18 protein-coding genes are annotated in these 16,167 nt (G+C 62.7%); 12 read left to right on the forward strand and 6 right to left on the reverse strand.

The features are described from left to right. The first annotated feature begins 4 nt into the window (after window positions 1-4). The 3 genes from RBA41_RS01145 to RBA41_RS01155 all read left to right on the forward strand — a co-directional run bounded on the left by RBA41_RS01145 (window position 5) and on the right by RBA41_RS01155 (window position 1,182). Window positions 5-265 (forward strand): hypothetical protein, encoded by a 261-nt coding sequence (locus RBA41_RS01145; protein ID WP_306620149.1) that lies wholly within the window; start codon window positions 5-7, stop codon window positions 263-265. A 4-nt stretch (window positions 266-269) separates the two neighbouring features. After that, window positions 270-608 (forward strand): hypothetical protein, encoded by a 339-nt coding sequence (locus tag RBA41_RS01150; protein WP_306620151.1) that lies wholly within the window; start codon window positions 270-272, stop codon window positions 606-608. A gap of 106 nt (window positions 609-714) precedes the next feature. Beyond that, on the forward strand, window positions 715-1,182 hold the full coding sequence (locus tag RBA41_RS01155) for a hypothetical protein (protein ID WP_306620153.1): 468 nt from the start codon (window positions 715-717) through the stop codon (window positions 1,180-1,182). A gap of 276 nt (window positions 1,183-1,458) precedes the next feature. On the opposite strand, the gene RBA41_RS01160 is transcribed toward RBA41_RS01155, so the two are convergent. Continuing rightward, window positions 1,459-1,860: a nuclear transport factor 2 family protein gene (locus RBA41_RS01160; protein WP_306620155.1), complete on the reverse strand. Its 402-nt coding sequence runs from the start codon at window positions 1,858-1,860 to the stop codon at window positions 1,459-1,461. On the opposite strand from RBA41_RS01160, the gene RBA41_RS01165 reads away from it, so the two are divergent. Next, window positions 1,847-2,011, forward strand: a complete 165-nt coding sequence (locus RBA41_RS01165; protein ID WP_306620157.1) for a hypothetical protein — start codon at window positions 1,847-1,849, stop codon at window positions 2,009-2,011. The two genes, RBA41_RS01160 and RBA41_RS01165, sit on opposite strands and share 14 nt — an antisense overlap. A 107-nt stretch (window positions 2,012-2,118) precedes the next feature. Here RBA41_RS01165 and RBA41_RS01170 read toward each other — a convergent pair whose 3' ends face one another. Further along, the gene (locus RBA41_RS01170; RefSeq protein ID WP_306620159.1) at window positions 2,119-3,903 is read right to left on the reverse strand and encodes a PHA/PHB synthase family protein; all 1,785 of its coding nucleotides are present in this window, start codon (window positions 3,901-3,903) and stop codon (window positions 2,119-2,121) included. Between the two features lie 154 nt (window positions 3,904-4,057). Between RBA41_RS01170 and RBA41_RS01175 the strand changes: the two genes are divergently transcribed. Both RBA41_RS01175 and RBA41_RS01180 read left to right on the forward strand, forming a co-directional pair. Next, window positions 4,058-4,507 (forward strand): YsnF/AvaK domain-containing protein, encoded by a 450-nt coding sequence (locus RBA41_RS01175; protein WP_306620161.1) that lies wholly within the window; start codon window positions 4,058-4,060, stop codon window positions 4,505-4,507. Window positions 4,508-4,512: 5 nt separating this feature from the next. Then, window positions 4,513-5,610: a YsnF/AvaK domain-containing protein gene (locus RBA41_RS01180; protein WP_306620163.1), complete on the forward strand. Its 1,098-nt coding sequence runs from the start codon at window positions 4,513-4,515 to the stop codon at window positions 5,608-5,610. 66 nt (window positions 5,611-5,676) lie between these two features. On the opposite strand, the gene RBA41_RS01185 is transcribed toward RBA41_RS01180, so the two are convergent. Then, window positions 5,677-8,529, reverse strand: coding sequence for a M16 family metallopeptidase (locus RBA41_RS01185; protein ID WP_306620165.1), 2,853 nt, complete (start codon window positions 8,527-8,529; stop codon window positions 5,677-5,679). A gap of 389 nt (window positions 8,530-8,918) precedes the next feature. Here RBA41_RS01185 and RBA41_RS01190 point away from each other — a divergent pair, with 389 nt between their 5' ends. Beyond that, window positions 8,919-9,956, forward strand: coding sequence for a DUF4034 domain-containing protein (locus RBA41_RS01190; RefSeq protein ID WP_306620167.1), 1,038 nt, complete (start codon window positions 8,919-8,921; stop codon window positions 9,954-9,956). Window positions 9,957-10,003: 47 nt separating this feature from the next. Here the strand turns inward: RBA41_RS01190 and RBA41_RS01195 are convergent, their stop codons facing one another. Next, window positions 10,004-10,891 (reverse strand): LysR substrate-binding domain-containing protein, encoded by an 888-nt coding sequence (locus RBA41_RS01195; protein ID WP_306620169.1) that lies wholly within the window; start codon window positions 10,889-10,891, stop codon window positions 10,004-10,006. Window positions 10,892-11,027: 136 nt separating this feature from the next. Between RBA41_RS01195 and RBA41_RS01200 the strand changes: the two genes are divergently transcribed. Together RBA41_RS01200 and RBA41_RS01205 are read left to right on the forward strand one after the other, a co-directional pair. Beyond that, window positions 11,028-11,423, forward strand: a complete 396-nt coding sequence (locus RBA41_RS01200; RefSeq protein ID WP_306620171.1) for a RidA family protein — start codon at window positions 11,028-11,030, stop codon at window positions 11,421-11,423. 281 nt (window positions 11,424-11,704) lie between these two features. After that, window positions 11,705-12,142 (forward strand): hypothetical protein, encoded by a 438-nt coding sequence (locus RBA41_RS01205; RefSeq protein WP_306620173.1) that lies wholly within the window; start codon window positions 11,705-11,707, stop codon window positions 12,140-12,142. Between the two features lie 76 nt (window positions 12,143-12,218). Here the strand turns inward: RBA41_RS01205 and RBA41_RS01210 are convergent, their stop codons facing one another. Further along, window positions 12,219-13,250, reverse strand: a complete 1,032-nt coding sequence (locus tag RBA41_RS01210; protein WP_306620175.1) for a sensor domain-containing diguanylate cyclase — start codon at window positions 13,248-13,250, stop codon at window positions 12,219-12,221. A 129-nt stretch (window positions 13,251-13,379) separates the two neighbouring features. Beyond that, the gene (locus RBA41_RS01215) at window positions 13,380-14,222 is read right to left on the reverse strand and encodes a sensor histidine kinase (protein ID WP_306620177.1); all 843 of its coding nucleotides are present in this window, start codon (window positions 14,220-14,222) and stop codon (window positions 13,380-13,382) included. Window positions 14,223-14,430: 208 nt separating this feature from the next. Here RBA41_RS01215 and queE point away from each other — a divergent pair, with 208 nt between their 5' ends. From queE to tadA, 3 genes are read left to right on the forward strand one after another with little or no spacing between them, the layout of a single operon-like run. Next, on the forward strand, window positions 14,431-15,066 hold the full coding sequence (gene queE / locus RBA41_RS01220) for a 7-carboxy-7-deazaguanine synthase (RefSeq protein ID WP_306620179.1): 636 nt from the start codon (window positions 14,431-14,433) through the stop codon (window positions 15,064-15,066). A gap of 8 nt (window positions 15,067-15,074) precedes the next feature. Continuing rightward, window positions 15,075-15,521, forward strand: a complete 447-nt coding sequence (queD, locus tag RBA41_RS01225; protein WP_099878933.1) for a 6-carboxytetrahydropterin synthase QueD — start codon at window positions 15,075-15,077, stop codon at window positions 15,519-15,521. Next, window positions 15,514-16,026: a tRNA adenosine(34) deaminase TadA gene (gene tadA, locus RBA41_RS01230; RefSeq protein ID WP_306620182.1), complete on the forward strand. Its 513-nt coding sequence runs from the start codon at window positions 15,514-15,516 to the stop codon at window positions 16,024-16,026. Before queD ends, tadA begins: the two co-directional genes overlap by 8 nt. Window positions 16,027-16,167: the final 141 nt, after the last annotated feature.

Raw genomic sequence — 16,167 nt, forward strand, 5'->3', positions numbered from 1 at the left:
CGCAATGAGCAGCAAGAAGCAGAGTTTTGTACCGTACGCCAACGAAGCCGATGTGGTTTCGGTCGGCAAGCTGATGATCGAAAACCGGCTCGACCGGATTACGCTCAGCGGCGATGTGGATCTGACCGCCGATAAAATTGGCCTGGCGCACGCGCGCCGGCTGCACGAGGTGCTGGGCGAGATCGTCGCCAAGCTCGAAACGATGAGCTTGCCCGCCGAGCTGCCGCCACCGGCAGTGGGCGAGGTGGACAACCCGTTCAACTGAGCGCATGACGGTTGCACTGGTCGTCACGCGGCCCGATACCGAACAATGGCCATGGTTCACGGAAGCTATCGCCGTGGAAGAGGTGTATCGGCGCGACTGGATGCCGGGAGCGGCAGCGACCAGGGCGGTCTGGCTGCCGCTGTTCCAGGCCGGATGCCCGGTCGAGGGCAAGGACTTTCCCGCGCTGACGATGGAATTGCTGACCTTGCGCGGGTGGGCATTGACGCAGCCGTTCGATGATGGCCGGCGCGAGGCACTCATCGGCAGGATCGATTCGCTGATCGATGCCTTGGGTGAACTGCTGGCCGGCACGGGCGGCGAGGTCGAGGTATTCATTGGCTAGGCGCACACAACGATGCCAATCGTGACGGCTGGCGCGAAAAAACCTTCATCGAAGGATTCAACATAATATGCATTCCCATTTTCATTTCTGTTTCTCAGAAGACCATTTGCTCACGTCATTCCTGCGTTACAGAAAGCAGCTGTGGTGGCGCCGGCCATTCGTGGGATTGAAATGGTTTCTGGCAGCGGTACTCGTTGCGCTCCTGGCGCTTGCCGTGTTCATGGGCTCGGTGATGCTTGGCGGGTTCGTAGGCGCCATCGTCGGGGCGCTGCTCCTTGGTTGGCCTATCGACGCCTGGCTTATTCGCAGAAGATTCAGAAAATCGCCATTTCACAATGACGACATTGCGTTCGTCATGTCGGAAAGCGGGTCGCATATTGTTGGCCGGGATAGTGAAGTGCGAATTGGGTGGGCGAGCTTTACAAAAGCGCGACGGTTCGCGGATGGCTTGCTGCTCTTTCAAGGACCTGGTTTTTTCAATTGGCTACCCGATTCAGCCGCTGTCGACAAGGCAGCGGTAGCGAACGCACAAGAACTGGCGCGTTTGCATATTCAGGACTATCGTGAAATCTAGTCGGGTCGTCCCCGCCGCATCCACTTCAGCTACGCAAACGACATCGTTCAGGGCGTAAGCAGTCGGTCGGCAACGACCGTGGCGATGCTGGTGTCACGCTTCCGGACGACGCAACGTTTCGCGTAACGTGCCTTAACGAACATCAATCGCGTCGTTGCCTGGCGTTGATATGGGGCTTGCTGCGCGAGGCAACTGGGTTACCGAAATGCGCACCTGCGCTGCAGCACATAGCTCTCGGGCACCGGGCCGAGTCCGGCCTCCAGCATCGCCTTTCGGTCATTGCCCCCAGAACGCGTCTTCTTGCTGTTGATCACTGGAGAACAGACGGACTTCGACGATCTTGCCGTCGTCTATGCGAATGAGGTCCACGCCAGCTTGCTTGAGCTTGATGCCGTTGGCTTCGCCAGCGAACTCCACGGTGATGGCGACCCAATCCCCGCTGGCCATGTAGTGCTCGGCCCGGGTGATCGCGAACGTGCCCTTGGAGACCTCCATCATCGCGCCCAGCATCGGGCCAACATTCGCCATGCCCCGATGGGTACCGGAAAACCGGTTCTTGCCCGCCTGGTCCGACCTGAGGTACAGGGCCAAGGAACAACTGCGACTCACCCATCGGTACGAGTTCCACACCTTGGTGTGCGTCACGCAGGGAAAATGCACCCAGATGGCCGACTTCAAGCCGGTCGCCTGCGAGCCGGGATCGCTGCTTGTGTTGCGAGCAGGGCAGGCCCTTAACTACGGACGGGATGAGGAGTGGGATGGCTGGAACGTTCTGTTCCGCCCTTCAGCTTGTGGAGGAACGCTTCGCACAGTGGCATCAGGTGGCTGACTATGCCAGCGAACCTGCCTCCTCAATTGCGGCTCTGCGCCTGGGGTTCTCCGGAACCTCAAGCTTAACCCGCGTTGCTTGAGGTCCGGCAGGTCAATACATGATGTCTAGCGCTGCAGCACATAGCTCCCCGGCGCCGGACCAAGGCCGTCCTGCGGCACGCGCGCGGGCACGCGCGGCTGGATCGACACGGTGCCCAGCCATTGGACCCATTCGGGCCACCAGGACCCATCGCGTTCGCTGGCCTGGTCCAGCCAGCGCTCGGGATCGATGTAGCAGTCGCCAGGCCGGCGGCGCGCCGTGTAGTAATGACGTCCACGGTGCCCCGGCTCGCTGACAATGCCCGCGTTATGGCCGCCGCTGGTCAGCACGAAATGCACGTCGCACGATGAAATCAGGTGGATCTTGTACACCGAGCGCCATGGTGACACGTGGTCCGTCATGGTCGCCACGGTAAACAGCGGCGCGCGCATGTCGCCCAGCGCGACCGGCCGCCCGTCCACCTGATAGCGCCCCGAAAACAGGTCATTGTTGAGGAACAGCTTGCGCAGGTAATCGCTGTGCATGCGATACGGCATGCGCGTGGTGTCGGCGTTCCAGGCCATCAGGTCGGTCATGGGCGCGCGCCGTCCCAGCAGATACTGGTTGACCGCCACCGACCACACCAGGTCGTTCGAGCGCAGCAGGCGGAAGGCGCCGGCCATCTGCCGGTTGTCGAGGTAGCCCTGCTGCCACATCAGGTCTTCGAGAAAGGCCACCTGGCTTTCATCGATGAACAGCATCAGCTCGCCGGCCTCGCTGAAGTCGGTCTGGGCGGCCAGCAGGGTCATCGAATTGATCAGCGCCTCGCCCTCGCAGCCGAGCGAAGCGACGGCGATCGACAGCAGCGTGCCGCCGAGGCAATAGCCGGCGGTGTTGATGCGCTGGCCGGGCGCAACCCCGCGAATATGGCCGAGCGCGGCCATGACGCCATCGCGCAGGTAGTCGTCCATGCCGAGCTCGCGGTCGCCGGCGTCCGGATTGCGCCACGAGATCATGAATACCGTGTGCCCTTGCCCGACGAGGTAGCGAACCAGCGAATTGCCTGGCGAGAGGTCGAGAATGTAATACTTCATGATCCAGGCCGGCACGATCAGCATCGGCTCGGCATACACGCTGGCGCAGCCTTCCGCCGGGGCGTACTGGATCAGTTCGATCAGGTGATTGCGGAACACGACCCGGCCCGGCGTCACCGCGACCTCGATGCCTGGCCGGAATGCCTCGCTGCCCTGCGGCGGCGAGCCCGTCAGGCTGCGCCAGACATCGTCCGTCAGGTTCACCGCGCCACGCACGAAATTGGCGCCGGCCTCGCGCACGGCGGCCTCGCTCACCTCGGGATTGGTGGCCACGAAGTTGAGCGGCGAGGCCAGGTCGAGCAGCTGGCGCGCGGTGAAGGCGACCACGTCCTCATGGTGGCGGCTGACGCCATCGATACCGGTGGTGGCGTTGTGCCACCATTGCTGGTTGAGCAGAAAAGCCTGCTGCATCAGGTCGTAGGGCCAGCGCTGCCAGGCCGCGCTGCGAAAACGCCGGTCCTGCGCCAGCGGTTCGATGCACGGCGCCGGCGCTTTGCCGAACGTGCTGCGGCGGGCATAGTCGAGCCAGCGCAAGTCCTTGGTCCAGGCTTTCTGCAGCAGGCGGTGCCACTTGCCGGGCGATTGCAGCAGGTTGAGCAGCCAGTCGGCATGCGCCAGCGCCAGGCTGGTCGGCGAAATGCCCTGCGTCGCTTGCGCCTGCATCGCGTGCAGGAAGCGGTCGAGTGGCGTGGGCGGTTCGATGTCGGGCGGCGCCGGTGCCTGCGGCACGCCGCCGCGTTCGGTCAGCTCGGTCAGGGTGATGGACGGCACTGCCATTGCGGTTTCCTCCTGAGCCCACATGCGGGCAAAACTCAAGCTTCGACTTTGTGGCCGATTAAAACTTGAGCAAGGTCAATGGTGCGCAGGGTCAGCGCGCTTTGCGGTACTCTGGTCCGCTCCTGCTGCAGCGTTTTTTCGAGGAGCGACATTCATGGCAACCGATTGTCCCGAAGCACCCGGCGAGCCCGACGGTGACACGCTGACCGTGGCGCTGCACCGCGAGGAACTGCAGGTGGGAACGCGGGTCGTCGATACCGGCCGCGGCGTGCGCATTCACAAGACCGTCAGCGAACATCCCCATCACATCGACGAAACTCTGCCATATGACGAGCTCGACGTCAGGCACGTGATCGTCGACAAGGTCGTGCCCCTGTCCGAGGCGCCGTCCACGCGCCAGGAAGGCGACACGCTGATCGTGCCGGTGGTCGAGGAAGTGCTGGTGACCGAACGGCGCCTGCGCATCAAGGAAGAAGTGCACATCACGCGCATCCAGCGCTCCCGCTCGCAATCGGGGACCGTCATGCTGCGTGCGGAAGACGTGGTCGTCGAACGGTTCGACGAAGGCCCTCACAAGGAAGCGAGTTCAACAATACGGAGGTAGTCATCATGGAACACACACTGGTAGCGGTATTCGATCATCGCAGCGATGCCCAACAGGCGCTCGACGACCTGGTCGGGTCGGGCTTTTCACGCCAAACCGTGCGCCTGAGCGATGGTGGCCCGGGCGAGCCGGGCCGCACGGCCGATGCCGGCGAGGACGAATCGCTCGTCGGGAGCATCAGGCATTTTTTCACCGACCTGTTCGGCGGTGAGCGCAGCGAACATGCGCGGATGTATTCCGACGCCGTTGCGCGCGGTCACTATGTGCTCACCGTCACGGCGCCGAACGAGCCCGAGGTGGAGCGCGCGGCCGATATTGTCGAGCGCTATGGACCGGTCGACATCGACGAGCATGCCAGCCAGTGGCAGGGTGCCATGCAGGGCGGCGACGCCATGCGCGGGCAAGCGATGTCGCAGCAGTCGACGTTCGGCTCGTCCCAGGGCGGCCCTGGCAGCGCCCAGGGCTCGGCCATGGCGGACTCGCAGCAGCGCGCGGCCGACACCACGGCCATTCCCGTGATCCAGGAAGAACTCAAGGTCGGCAAGCGCGAGGTCCAGCGCGGCGGGGTGCGGATCTACCAGCGCGTCGTGGAAACGCCGGTGAGCGATAGCATCGGCCTGCGCGAGGAGCACATCAACGTGGAGCGGCGCGCGGTGGACAAGATGGTCGACCCGGCCGACATTGCCGCCTTCCAGGAAAACACGATCGAACTGCGCGAAACGGCTGAGGAAGCGGTGGTCGAGAAGTCGGCGCGCATGGTGGAAGAAGTCATCGTCGGCAAGGAAGTGACGCAGCGCCGGGAGCAGATCAACGATACCGTGCGCCATACCGAGGTGGACATCGAACAGATCGCGCCCGACGACGAAGCCTACTTCCGTGGCCACTGGACCAGCACGTTTGCGCGCGAGGGCGGCAGCTACGACGACTACGCGCCGGCCTACCGCTACGGCACCAGCATCGCGGGCAGCGAAATGTATCGCGGGCGTCCGTGGGAGGAAATCGAGCCCGGACTGCGCACCGATTGGGAAGCGCGCAATCCCGGGTCGACGTGGGAAAAGATGAAGGCGGCGATCAGGCATGGCTGGGAGCGCATGACTTCCTGACCTCGCTGCGACGCGCCAGGCCGCGTCCCTCTCCGGACGCGGCCTGGCGCGCGCCTGAGTGCATCTTTACTCGGCGAACACCGCGCTGGCCGGGGTGATTTTGACTGCCTCGGGCTTGATGTTGAGCTTCATGCTGCCGATGACCTTGTCTTCATCGAGCAAGCTCTGCGGCTTGTTGCCGTCGTACTTGATCGTCGACACCGCGTCGGTCACCAGTTTTTCCTTGAGGCCAGCCGCATCCTTGGTGATGAATACGAGCGACAGGTTCCTGGTCGACAGGTGCTTCTTAATTGCGGCGTTGAGGTCGGCCAGGGTCAGCTTGCTCAAGCCATCGCGCATCATCTTGGTGAACTCAGGCGTGCCGTACCACTGGGAATCGAGCGCGTAACCGAGGTACTGGTCTTGCGTGGCCGTCATCACGAACACGTTCTTCATCAGGTAGCCGCGCGTGATCTCGAACTGCTGCTCGGTCAAGCCCTGCTGGATCACCTTGTCGAGTTCGGTCAAGGCGATGCGCAGCGCGAGGTGGGCGTTTTCCGGTGCGACCGGGCGAATCCAGACCTCGAACAGCTGGCCCTTGCGGCCGACGTTCGGGTTCGGGAAGAACTGGAACATGCCGCGCGGGAAAGCTTCGATGTAGGTGTAGTCGCCGTAGTTCATGCCGCGCAGCTCGCGGATGCGCTGGTACAGGTAGGCATTCGAGGCGCGGTGTTCGCCCAGGAAGGTCTTGGCCAGCCACAGCGCAGGGAAGTCCGGGTGGCCGCGGCGCACCTCGATCGGCAGGCCGAACGAGAGGGCGGTCGCGCGCGTGTTCTTTTCGATGATCTCGACTTCCAGGCCGTTCGGCATGCGGGCGACCGGCGCGCTGGTGACCGGCAAGCCGGCACCGGCCGGCAGCTTGGCCAGCGCCTGCTTGAGCGCGGCCGTCATGTCGTCGGACACGTCGCCGGAAATGCCGACCCGCACCGCGCCCTGGGTGTAGGCTTTTTTGTAGAAGTCCTTGACGTCGTCCAGGGTGATCGCGTCGATGCCCTTGGCCGTGCCGAGCACCGGATGGGCATACGGCGTACCGGCGAAGACGTTGGTCTGCAGGCGTTCCTTGCCCAGCTCTTCTTCGTTATTGTCTTTCAGGTCGACCAGCAGGGCATTCTTGAGCGAATCCTTGAGGCGGCGGAAATCTTCCTCGCGAAAGCCCGGAGAAACCAGCTGCGGCATGGCCACGCCCAGGTACTGCTTCCAGTTATCCTTGTGGATCGAGCCGGTGAAGGTGGTCATTTCCTTGTCGGTCTGCTCGGTGAACGAGCCGGCCAGCGGGAACAGGGCCTTGGTCACTTCGTCGGTCTTGCGCTCGCTCGAACCGGCCGAAGCGACCATCATCGCGGTCAGTGCCGCCAGTCCTTCCTTGCCTTTCGGGTCGTGCGCCGAACCGGCGGCGAACAGCAGCTTGAAGCGGATTTGCGGCAGCGCCGATTTTTGCACCAGCACGTCGACTTTGGCTTCGGCCGCTGGCGCCGCCAGGCTTGCCAGCGAGGGCAGGGTGGCCATCGTTTCCGGCAGCGCCTGGTTGGACAGGGTGGTGACGATCATGCCGTCGTCGACCAGGTATTTACGGGCGGCGGCCAGCAGGTCGGCCGGGGTCAGGCTGTCGGTGAGGCGGTAGAACTGGTTGAGCGTGCCGTAGGAACGGTTGTAGTGCACGTAGGACGCCAGCGTGCCGGCGATCTGTTCGGTGTTGTCGAGCGAGCGGATCAGGCCGTACTTCTGGGCCGATTTGGCGTCCGCCAGCGCTTGTTCGGTGACCGGCACGTTGCGCAGTTGCGCGACCGTTTGCAGGATCTGGTCGCGTACGTACACGGCATCCTCGGCCTTCTTCACGCGGGCGATGATGGTGGCCAGGTTCGCATCGACCCGGCCCGGCGTGTAGTCGCTGAACTGGTCGACCTTCTGTTCATCCTGCATCAGGCGCTTGTAGAGCGGCGAGGTGCGGCCGAACGAGAGCGACAGCAGCATCGACAGCGCGGCATGGTCTTTCGCGGTGGTCGAAAACGCCGGCGCGCGGAAACCGACCGTCACCAGCGGCGGCGTCTGCGTCGGCCAGGGCACATGCTTGTAGAGTGCGCCGCGCGCCGCCGGTTCCACCGGCACTTCGCTCTTGTAGCTGCCTTTTTGCCATTTGCTCCAGTATTTCTCGACCAGGGCGATGGCTTTTTGCGGATCGACATCGCCGGCAATGATCACCGTGGTGCGTTCCGGGCGGTACCAGCGGTCGAAGAACACTTTCGAGTACGCATACTGGTTCGGCATGTCCTCGATGTCCTTGATGAAGCCCATCGTGGTGTGCTTGTAGGTGTGCGTGGTGTAGGCCGTGTCGCGCTGCGCCTCGAACATTTTGGAGATCGGATTGGCGCTGTTCTTGTTGTATTCGCCCAAAACGGCGCGCGATTCGGTCTTGAACGCGTCTTCGCCGTACGACAGATTCTGGAAGCGGTCGGCCTCGACCTTGAGGATGGTTTCCAGGTCGTCCTTGGCGAAGGTGGTGTAGTAATTGGTCAGGTCGTCGCTGGTGTAGGCGTTCTGGCGCGCGCCCGACTTGGTGATGACGTCTTGGTATTTTTCAGGCGGATAGGCTTTGGTGCCCCGGAACATCATGTGCTCGAAAAAGTGTGCGAAGCCCGACTTGCCCGGCTCGATCTCGTTGCGCGAACCGGTCTGCACCGGAATCTGTACCGACACCAGGTTCGGAAAGCCGGTCGGGACGACGATGATCTTCAAGCCGTTGGCAAGGGTTTTTTCGGTGGCCTTGAACGGCAGCACATCGGCTTTGGCGCCTGCGCTGGCGGGCGCCGCCGGGCCGGCTGCCACGGCGTTCATGGCGAACGCGGGCAGGGCGAGCAGGGTAATCGGAATGAGTTTCGACACGTTGTCTCCTGAGGCTGAAAATGGTAGGCGCAGGATAAAAGAATCGGGCCAGAAAGGACAGAAGAAATTTGTGCATACGTGGAACGCCCACGACATCCCGAAAAATAGTCGTTTCAGGCGTTCCGCCAGTCCGCGCCAGCCGGCATTTTTCCTCTCCGGCGTGTCGGCTGTGCCGCCGAACATTGTCCCCGGCTTGATGTGGTCCCGGTCCAGCGGCAGCGGACGGCGATCCGGCGATCCGGCACACTGTAAAATGCTTGCAGGATACTCAATAGTTCATCGGACACGATGCCTTTACTTCACCCTGGCGGACACACGCTGTTTGCCCACACTACTCTTTTATGACCCCATCCTGGCAACATTTATCCCGTATTTCAGCATGTTCCATCGTGCTGCTCGTATCCATGCAGTCGGCGTACGCAGGGTGCTCTGCAACCAAGCGCACGCGGCCGACGAATGTTGTCGTCGACGAGGTACAAGCGATTTTCGAGAAAAAGGACTATAAAAAACTGGACGCCTTGTACGCCAGCTATCTGGAAGAAAAGTCGATGACTGCCGACAGCATCTCCACGCTGCAGGCGTTTTTCGAAGGCATTGAGCAGTCTTTCGATACCTGCGGTTCCGCCCCCGTGACGGAGGACACCGCACGGGCCCAGGAGGCCTCCTTGCGCGCCTGGCGCAAGGCGTCGCCCAGGTCGCCGGCGCCCAAGCTGGCGTTGGCGTTCTTCACCGCCAAACATGCCTGGTTTGCGCGCGGAACAGGTTACGGAGGTACAGTCAGCCCGGCGCAGTGGCAATTATTCAAGCGCCGCATGGCATCGGCCAGGGCGCAGCTCGATGCCCTCGCTCCGACCAACAAGACCAATCCGGCCTGGTATGCCGCCATGCTGAACGTTGGCCTGGCGCAGGGAGAGACGGCGCAAAAGTTCGATGCACTGTATGAGAAGGGGGTTGCGCTCGCCCCCTACTATATGGATCTGCACTATGAGGCGGCGCGCTACCACTCCGAACGGTGGCATGGATCCAGGGAGGAATTCAACGACGTCGTTGAGCGCGCGGTCCAACTGACCGAGGAACGACTCGGACAAACCATGTATACGCGCATGCACTGGACGCACTCGCAATCGCGGAACATGTTCATGTCCGGCGACGTCCACTGGCCGAGGATGAAGACCGGCTTCGAGGATATCCTGACCACGTTCGATGAAAAGCGCACAAGAAACTATCTCGGCACGTTTGCTTGCATCGCCGAGGATGCGAGCTATCTCAAGAAGCAGCTCGACGTGCTGGGCGCCGGCGTCGATCCGGCGTTCTGGGGAAGCAAGCGCAACTACGCCTACTGCATGGCGCTGGCCCAACACAGCGACACCGGCAGGCTGCCGGTCTGCGTCGAGAATATAGAATCCGGTGACGTGAAGTGCGATTGAACGTGGTCCGCTGCGACATCATGGCTTAGCGCAGCCATCCGGCTTCGTCAGGCCGCGCCGCGGGCCTGGCCGCGCAGCCATGCCAATGCCGAGTCGACATGCGGCTCGTGCAGACGGCCCGCACTTCGGACAAGGTGATAGGTATGCCCGGGGATGCTCGGGCCGAACGGCTGCGTCAGGCGCCCGGCGGCGATGTCGGCGGCCACCAGCTCAAGGCTCAGAAGTGCAATGCCCTGACCGGCCAGTGCCGCCTGGATGACATGGCCTTCATCCGAAAAAAGCAGCTGGCCGCGACGTGCCTTCCAGGGCAGGCCGGCTGCCGCGAACCAGTTCTTCCAGGTCGGGTTGAGCGGATGGTCGCGGGTCCACTTGAAATCGATCAACGGGACCTGGTCCAGGTCCGCCGGCGTTAATTGCCCGAGCCGGGGGCTGGACACTGGCGCGAAGCGGTCGGCGAACAGCGGCTCGGCCACCATGCCGGGATACGGCCCGCGCCCGTAGCGAATCGCTATGTCGGCCACGCCGGACTCCAGGTCGACTGCCTGGTCGGATGCGTACAGCTCCAGATCGATCTCCGGGTACATCTGTCGAAAGTCCGCCACCCGCGGCGCCAGCCAGCGCGCCATGAACGCATTGGTCGCCGAGATGATGACCCGGCGCCGTGCCTGGGCCGTTTCCAGGCGCTGCAGGACCGTCTCGAACGCATTGAAACCGTCGCGCAGCACCGGATACAGCTCCAGCCCGGCGTCGGTCAGGACGACTTTGCGCACCTGCCGCTCGAACAGCGTCATGCCGGTGTATTGCTCGAGAGAGCGAATCTGGTGGCTGATCGCGGTCGGCGTGACGGCGAGTTCATTGGCGGCTTGCTTGAAGCTGGCGTGGCGGGCCGCCGCTTCAAACGCGCGCAGTGCCGAGAGTGGTGGAAGTCGCCGCATTGCGCCTACAGATGAAAATAATTCACCTTATGCCTGACAAATGAGCGTTTGTCAACATGACGGCGCACGCCTATCGTCTCCCTGCGGCACGGACAGCGCCGACACTCATTCACCACCATGACAGAAGGAGCAAATCATGCTCGAACGAATTATTACTCAGCCAGACAACTACGCACCCTTCCTGCTATCTCAAGCGATCAAATTCGGCGATCTGCTATTCGTCTCCGGTCAGGCGGGCGCCGGCGACGATGGCAAGATTGTCGCCGGCGGTTTCCGCGCCCAGGGCGAGCAGGCGTTCGCCAACCTCAAACGCGCGCTCGAAGCCGGAGGCTCGGGCCTGGACGCCGTCATCAAGGTCACGATCTTCGTGACCGACATGGGCAACTTCAAGGAGGTTGTGGAACTGCGCCGCCGGTTCTTTGCGGCGCCCTATCCGGCCGACACGATCGCGGAGATCAAGGCCCTGTACGATCCCGCGGCCATGATCGAAATCGAGGCTATCGCCGCAGTCCGTCCGAACGCCTTGCTGTAACGCCTGAACCGGTCTTCTTCAGGCGCCGGTTCCTGCTCTGCCCGGGCGCCGGAGCCGCCTCGTCAAATCAGCGAGCGATGACAGGCTGGAATACGCTTTGCCCATGATCAGTCTCAATCGGATACTGAGGACATGGTTATGCGCTATTGGTCGGGTCTGTAACCATACGCTTGAGTCAACCAGCGCAAGCGCGACTCGACACGCGGCCAGGTTGCTGGCACTGGTGTAACAAGGCAATGACAACGTTGCGGCAAAGCCGGCACAACGTCAAGGAGACGATCATGAGTTGCCCAAGTTTTTTTAAGGAATATATAGAATGGGTTGCTGAATCACCCCGGCGCCAGCTTTGGTGTACGTTCACGTCAAACAGAACAAGCGGAGTGTGCAGTTACGCCGCTGGAAGTCTGCAATTTACCCCGGCTGCACTCGACAGGATCGGACCGCTGGTCATTCCACGGCTCGCTACTCTTGAAGGTAACATTTCCCAGGTATTCAGCGACCGCAGGAATGGGGCCGGACAGAACTTTTCAGGCGATGCCGCAGACTCGCTCGGCCTGCGAATAACGTTGTCAGACCCGCCCGGGGTACGCATCACCTTGCATAGTTGGGGCGGCGCGCGCTCCAGCTTTTCGGTCGAGTGCCGGGAAGGTGTGTTAGTGGGTACGATGCCCGGCACTGGCATTGTCATCAGTCTGCAAAAGCGTGAATTGCCAGCGTAAACATCGACGCCGCGGACGTGCACTGCCTGCTTTGCCGGACCCGGTGTGGCCATCGATGATGGCCGGGGGCAGGGCATCAGGACGCGTTCATGGCCGCGTGGCTGCCGGGCCGGGACGTGGCCGCTGCGTCCGGCTCGGTCGCCGGCAGGCTGATCCGGTTGCGGCCCATGTGCTTGGCGCGGTACAGGGCGGCGTCGGCCGTGGCCACCAGCTGGCAGGCGGTGGTGTCGCACGAGGCGATGGCGGTCGCCGCGCCGATGCTCACCGTCACGTGTTCGTTGGCGCCGCGCCCGTTCGGCACCTTGAGCTGCTCGACCCGGCGCCGGATGCGCTCGGCCACGATGGCCGCGCCCTTGAGCGACTGGTTCGGCAGGATCACCGCAAACTCTTCGCCGCCGTAGCGCGCCACCAGGTCGTTGGCGCGCATTTCGCTGGCCACGGCGCTGGCGATGCGCTTGAGGCATTCGTCGCCGCCCAGGTGGCCGTTGGCGTCGTTGTAGGCCTTGAAATTGTCCACATCGACCATCAGCAGCGACAGCGGCTGCTGCTGGCGCAGGGCGCGCGCCCACTCGGCGGCCAGGGTGTTGTCGAAACAGCGGCGGTTGGCCAGACCGGTCAGGCCGTCGAGCGTGGCCAGTTGTTCCAGCGCGACCTGGGCCGCCTTTTCCTCGGTGATGTCGCGCAGGGTCTGCACCACCGCTTCGAGCTTGCCGTTGTCGTCCAGGATCGGGATGGCGTCGGTGGCCAGGTAGCGCCGTTCGCCGCCGCGCGGCATGTCGCACCAGCTTTCGGCCCCCAGCTGGCCGGCCACGTGGATGCTTCTGGCGGCGTGCGGATACAGCGAATCGAGTTCGTCGCCGCGGTTCTGCAGCACCAGGTCGGCCAGGGTCGGGCGCGCTTCCCGGTAAAAGCTTTGCCAGTGATTCTGGGTGCCCAGCACTTCCTCGGCTTGCACCCCGGTCAGGCGCTCGCAGGCGCGGTTCCAGATGATGACCCGGCGGTTGGTGTCCAGCACAAAGGCGGGCACGGCCAGCATTTCCATGAGCTTGTAGGCAAACGCGCGTTCCTGGTCCGGGATGCCTTGCGGCGTTGCGCTGTGGAGTTTCATTCTGCTCATCATGTGCCGCCCCTTTAGATGTATCCTGAAGGCAAAATATTGACTGCCGACAAGACTCAATTTTGCCTCTGGCGGACAGCTATTCTATTGATAAAGCACAAGGGTGCGTGCGATCGTGCTTCAGTGTGCGGCAATTGCAACCGTCAAGGGGATCGATATCGACAGCATGGTGCCGTTGCCGGGCAGGCTATCGATGGCGAAACAGCCGCCGATCTCGCGCACCCGTTCGCGCATGCCGGGCAGCCCGCAGCCGCGCCCGTTGCCAATCGCCACCATGCCGACGCCATTGTCTTCCACCCGCAGCGTCAGCATGTCGCCGAAGCGATCCAGCTTGACGTTCACTTCGGTGGCGTGGGCATGGCGCGCCACGTTCGACAGCGCTTCCTGCACGATGCGGTACAGCATGGCGTCGCGCTCGGCATCGGGGGGCGCGTCGAGCGCCGTGGGGTCGGCCGTGAAGGCGTGGCGGATGCCGTGCATGCGCGTGAATTCGCTCAGCTGCCACTCCATCGCGCTCTGGAAGCCCGCTTCCAGCACCACCGGGCGCAGGTCGTAGATGATGGCGCGCAGCGACTTGATGGTGTTGTCGAGGTTGCCGATCATGCAGTCGACCTTCTGGGTGATCAGCGGATGGGCGCCGGTCGTGCTCACGTGCAGCAGTTGCAGGTCGATCTTGAGGGCCAGCAGATTCTGGCCGAGGTCGTCGTGGATATCGCGCGAGATCCGTTGGCGCTCGCTTTCGCGCACGGTTTCCTGCTGCTTGGTTAGCTGGCACAGCGACAGATGGGTGTTGGCCAGTGCCAGTTCGGCCACGTCGCGCGCATGGCGTTCGATGGACAGCTGCGCTTCCTTGTCGGAAAGCTGGTCGTCCAGGCGCAGGTGGCGTTGCAGCAAGGCGTAAAAGCCCCAGCCGATGAGCAGCATCCAGAGCAGGGCGAGTATGGCGGTTGGAGTGATATGCATAGGAGCCTTCCGAGAGATCTAACAAGACTAATCCGACAAATTCAAGCTGACTCCGATCAAGTTACTCCGCGTCATCTCCATGGATATTGTCTCTAATCAACTCTATTTCATTTGGGAATTTGTCTGTCGTAAAGGCATCATTTTTCGTGGTCGACGGCTGGTCCACGCGACCTTGCTATAATGGAGGGTTGACGATTAGGACAATCAAGTGACTTACAGCATTAAAGAGATTTTCTACACCCTGCAGGGAGAAGGCGCGCACGCGGGGCGTCCCGCCGTGTTTTGCCGTTTTTCCGGCTGCAACCTGTGGACCGGGCGCGAAAGCGACCGCGCCAGTGCCGTGTGCACCTTCTGCGATACCGATTTCGTCGGTACCGACGGTGAACGCGGCGGCAAATTCCCCACCGGCGCCGCCCTGGCCGGGCTGATCGACAGCCTGTGGCCCGCCTCCTATCCGCATAGTAAATATGTGGTCTTCACCGGCGGCGAGCCGCTGCTGCAGCTCGACGCGCCCCTGATCGATGCGATGCACGCGGTCGGCTTCGAGATCGCCATCGAAACCAATGGCACCCTGCCGGTGCCGCCCGGGGTCGACTGGATCTGCGTCAGCCCCAAGATGGGCTCGAAACTGGTGGTGGAGAAGGGCAACGAACTCAAGGTCGTCATTCCCCAGCTCAATCAGGACCTGGGCGCGTACGAAGGGCTCGATTTCGAGAACTTTTTCGTGCAGCCGATGGACGGCCCGCTCGGCGAACACAACACCCGTCTCGCCATCGAGACCTGCAAGCGCCATCCCAAGTGGAAGCTGAGCTTGCAAACCCATAAACTTTTACAGATACCTTAAAGCACTTCATGCTCACCATCACACGCAAGCTCGAATTCGATGCAGGGCACCGCATTCCCGACCACAAAAGCCAGTGCCGCAACCTGCACGGGCACCGCTACACGCTTGAAATCACGCTCACCGGCGCGGTCATCCATGCCGAAGGCAATTCCGATAACGGCATGATCATGGATTTTTCCGACATCAAGGCGCTGGCCAAGGAACATCTGGTCGACGTGTGGGACCATGCCTTCCTGGTCTACGAAAAAGACGACAAGGTGCGCGAGTTCCTCGCGTCGCTGCCGGGCCACAAGACGGTGGTGATCGACCGCATTCCAACCGTCGAAAACCTGGCCCAGATCGCCTTCGACATCCTCAAGGCCGCCTACACCGACCGCTTCGGCACGGGTTTGCACCTGCACAAGCTGGTGCTGCACGAAACCCCGAACTGCTGGGCAGAGATTACCGATGCCTGATCCAGCCTTCATGCAACTGGCGCTGGAACAGGCGCAACATGCATGGAGCCTGGGCGAAGTGCCGGTCGGCGCGGTGGTGGTGAAAGATGGCGAAGTGATTGCCACGGGCTTTAACCAGCCCATCGGCCGCCACGACCCGACCGCGCATGCGGAAATCGTCGCACTGCGCGCCGCCGCGGAGAAGCTGGGCAACTACCGCTTGCCCGGATGCGAGCTGTACGTCACGCTCGAACCGTGCGTGATGTGTTCGGGCGCGATGATGCACGCCCGCCTGGCGCGCGTGGTGTTCGGCGCGCCCGACCCCAAGACCGGCGCCTGCGGCTCGGTGCTCAATCTGTTCGAGCAGGAACAGCTGAACCACCATACCGAACTGGTCGGCGGCGTGATGGCGCTGGAAGCGAGCACCATGCTGCGTGCATTTTTCGCTGAGCGGCGCCAGGCCGCACAGGCCGCGCGCCAGGCGGCCCAGGCGGCCGCAAGCGCGCAGGACAATCCAGCGCCGTAGCGTCGTTGCAGGCTGACGCCGGCGCTTTGCCGCGAGCAGGGGGGGTGACGCACCGTATGCCAGCCGCCCCGCAAAAATGGTATGCTGGTTCGCGCTTCAATCAAATGCCGCGGCATCGTTTCGCCGCTGGCGGGGCGGCAC

It is taken from the genome of Massilia scottii (genome assembly GCF_030846495.1).
Lineage (GTDB): Bacteria > Pseudomonadota > Gammaproteobacteria > Burkholderiales > Burkholderiaceae_D > Telluria_A > Telluria_A violaceinigra.

Bases quoted from the DNA above. Each gene is read 5' to 3' on its own strand.
- RBA41_RS01200 (WP_306620171.1), top strand. From the start codon at position 11,028: ATGCTCGAACGAATTATTACTCAGCCAGACAACTACGCACCCTTCCTG.
- RBA41_RS01180 (WP_306620163.1), top strand. From the start codon at position 4,513: ATGGAACACACACTGGTAGCGGTATTCGATCATCGCAGCGATGCCCAA.
- queD (WP_099878933.1), top strand. From the start codon at position 15,075: ATGCTCACCATCACACGCAAGCTCGAATTCGATGCAGGGCACCGCATT.
- RBA41_RS01165 (WP_306620157.1), top strand. From the start codon at position 1,847: ATGGCCGACTTCAAGCCGGTCGCCTGCGAGCCGGGATCGCTGCTTGTG.
- RBA41_RS01150 (WP_306620151.1), top strand. From the start codon at position 270: ATGACGGTTGCACTGGTCGTCACGCGGCCCGATACCGAACAATGGCCA.
- RBA41_RS01175 (WP_306620161.1), top strand. From the start codon at position 4,058: ATGGCAACCGATTGTCCCGAAGCACCCGGCGAGCCCGACGGTGACACG.
- RBA41_RS01210 (WP_306620175.1), bottom strand. From the start codon at position 13,250: ATGAAACTCCACAGCGCAACGCCGCAAGGCATCCCGGACCAGGAACGC.
- RBA41_RS01205 (WP_306620173.1), top strand. From the start codon at position 11,705: ATGAGTTGCCCAAGTTTTTTTAAGGAATATATAGAATGGGTTGCTGAA.
- RBA41_RS01170 (WP_306620159.1), bottom strand. From the start codon at position 3,903: ATGGCAGTGCCGTCCATCACCCTGACCGAGCTGACCGAACGCGGCGGC.
- RBA41_RS01215 (WP_306620177.1), bottom strand. From the start codon at position 14,222: ATGCATATCACTCCAACCGCCATACTCGCCCTGCTCTGGATGCTGCTC.
- RBA41_RS01145 (WP_306620149.1), top strand. From the start codon at position 5: ATGAGCAGCAAGAAGCAGAGTTTTGTACCGTACGCCAACGAAGCCGAT.
- tadA (WP_306620182.1), top strand. From the start codon at position 15,514: ATGCCTGATCCAGCCTTCATGCAACTGGCGCTGGAACAGGCGCAACAT.
- RBA41_RS01195 (WP_306620169.1), bottom strand. From the start codon at position 10,891: ATGCGGCGACTTCCACCACTCTCGGCACTGCGCGCGTTTGAAGCGGCG.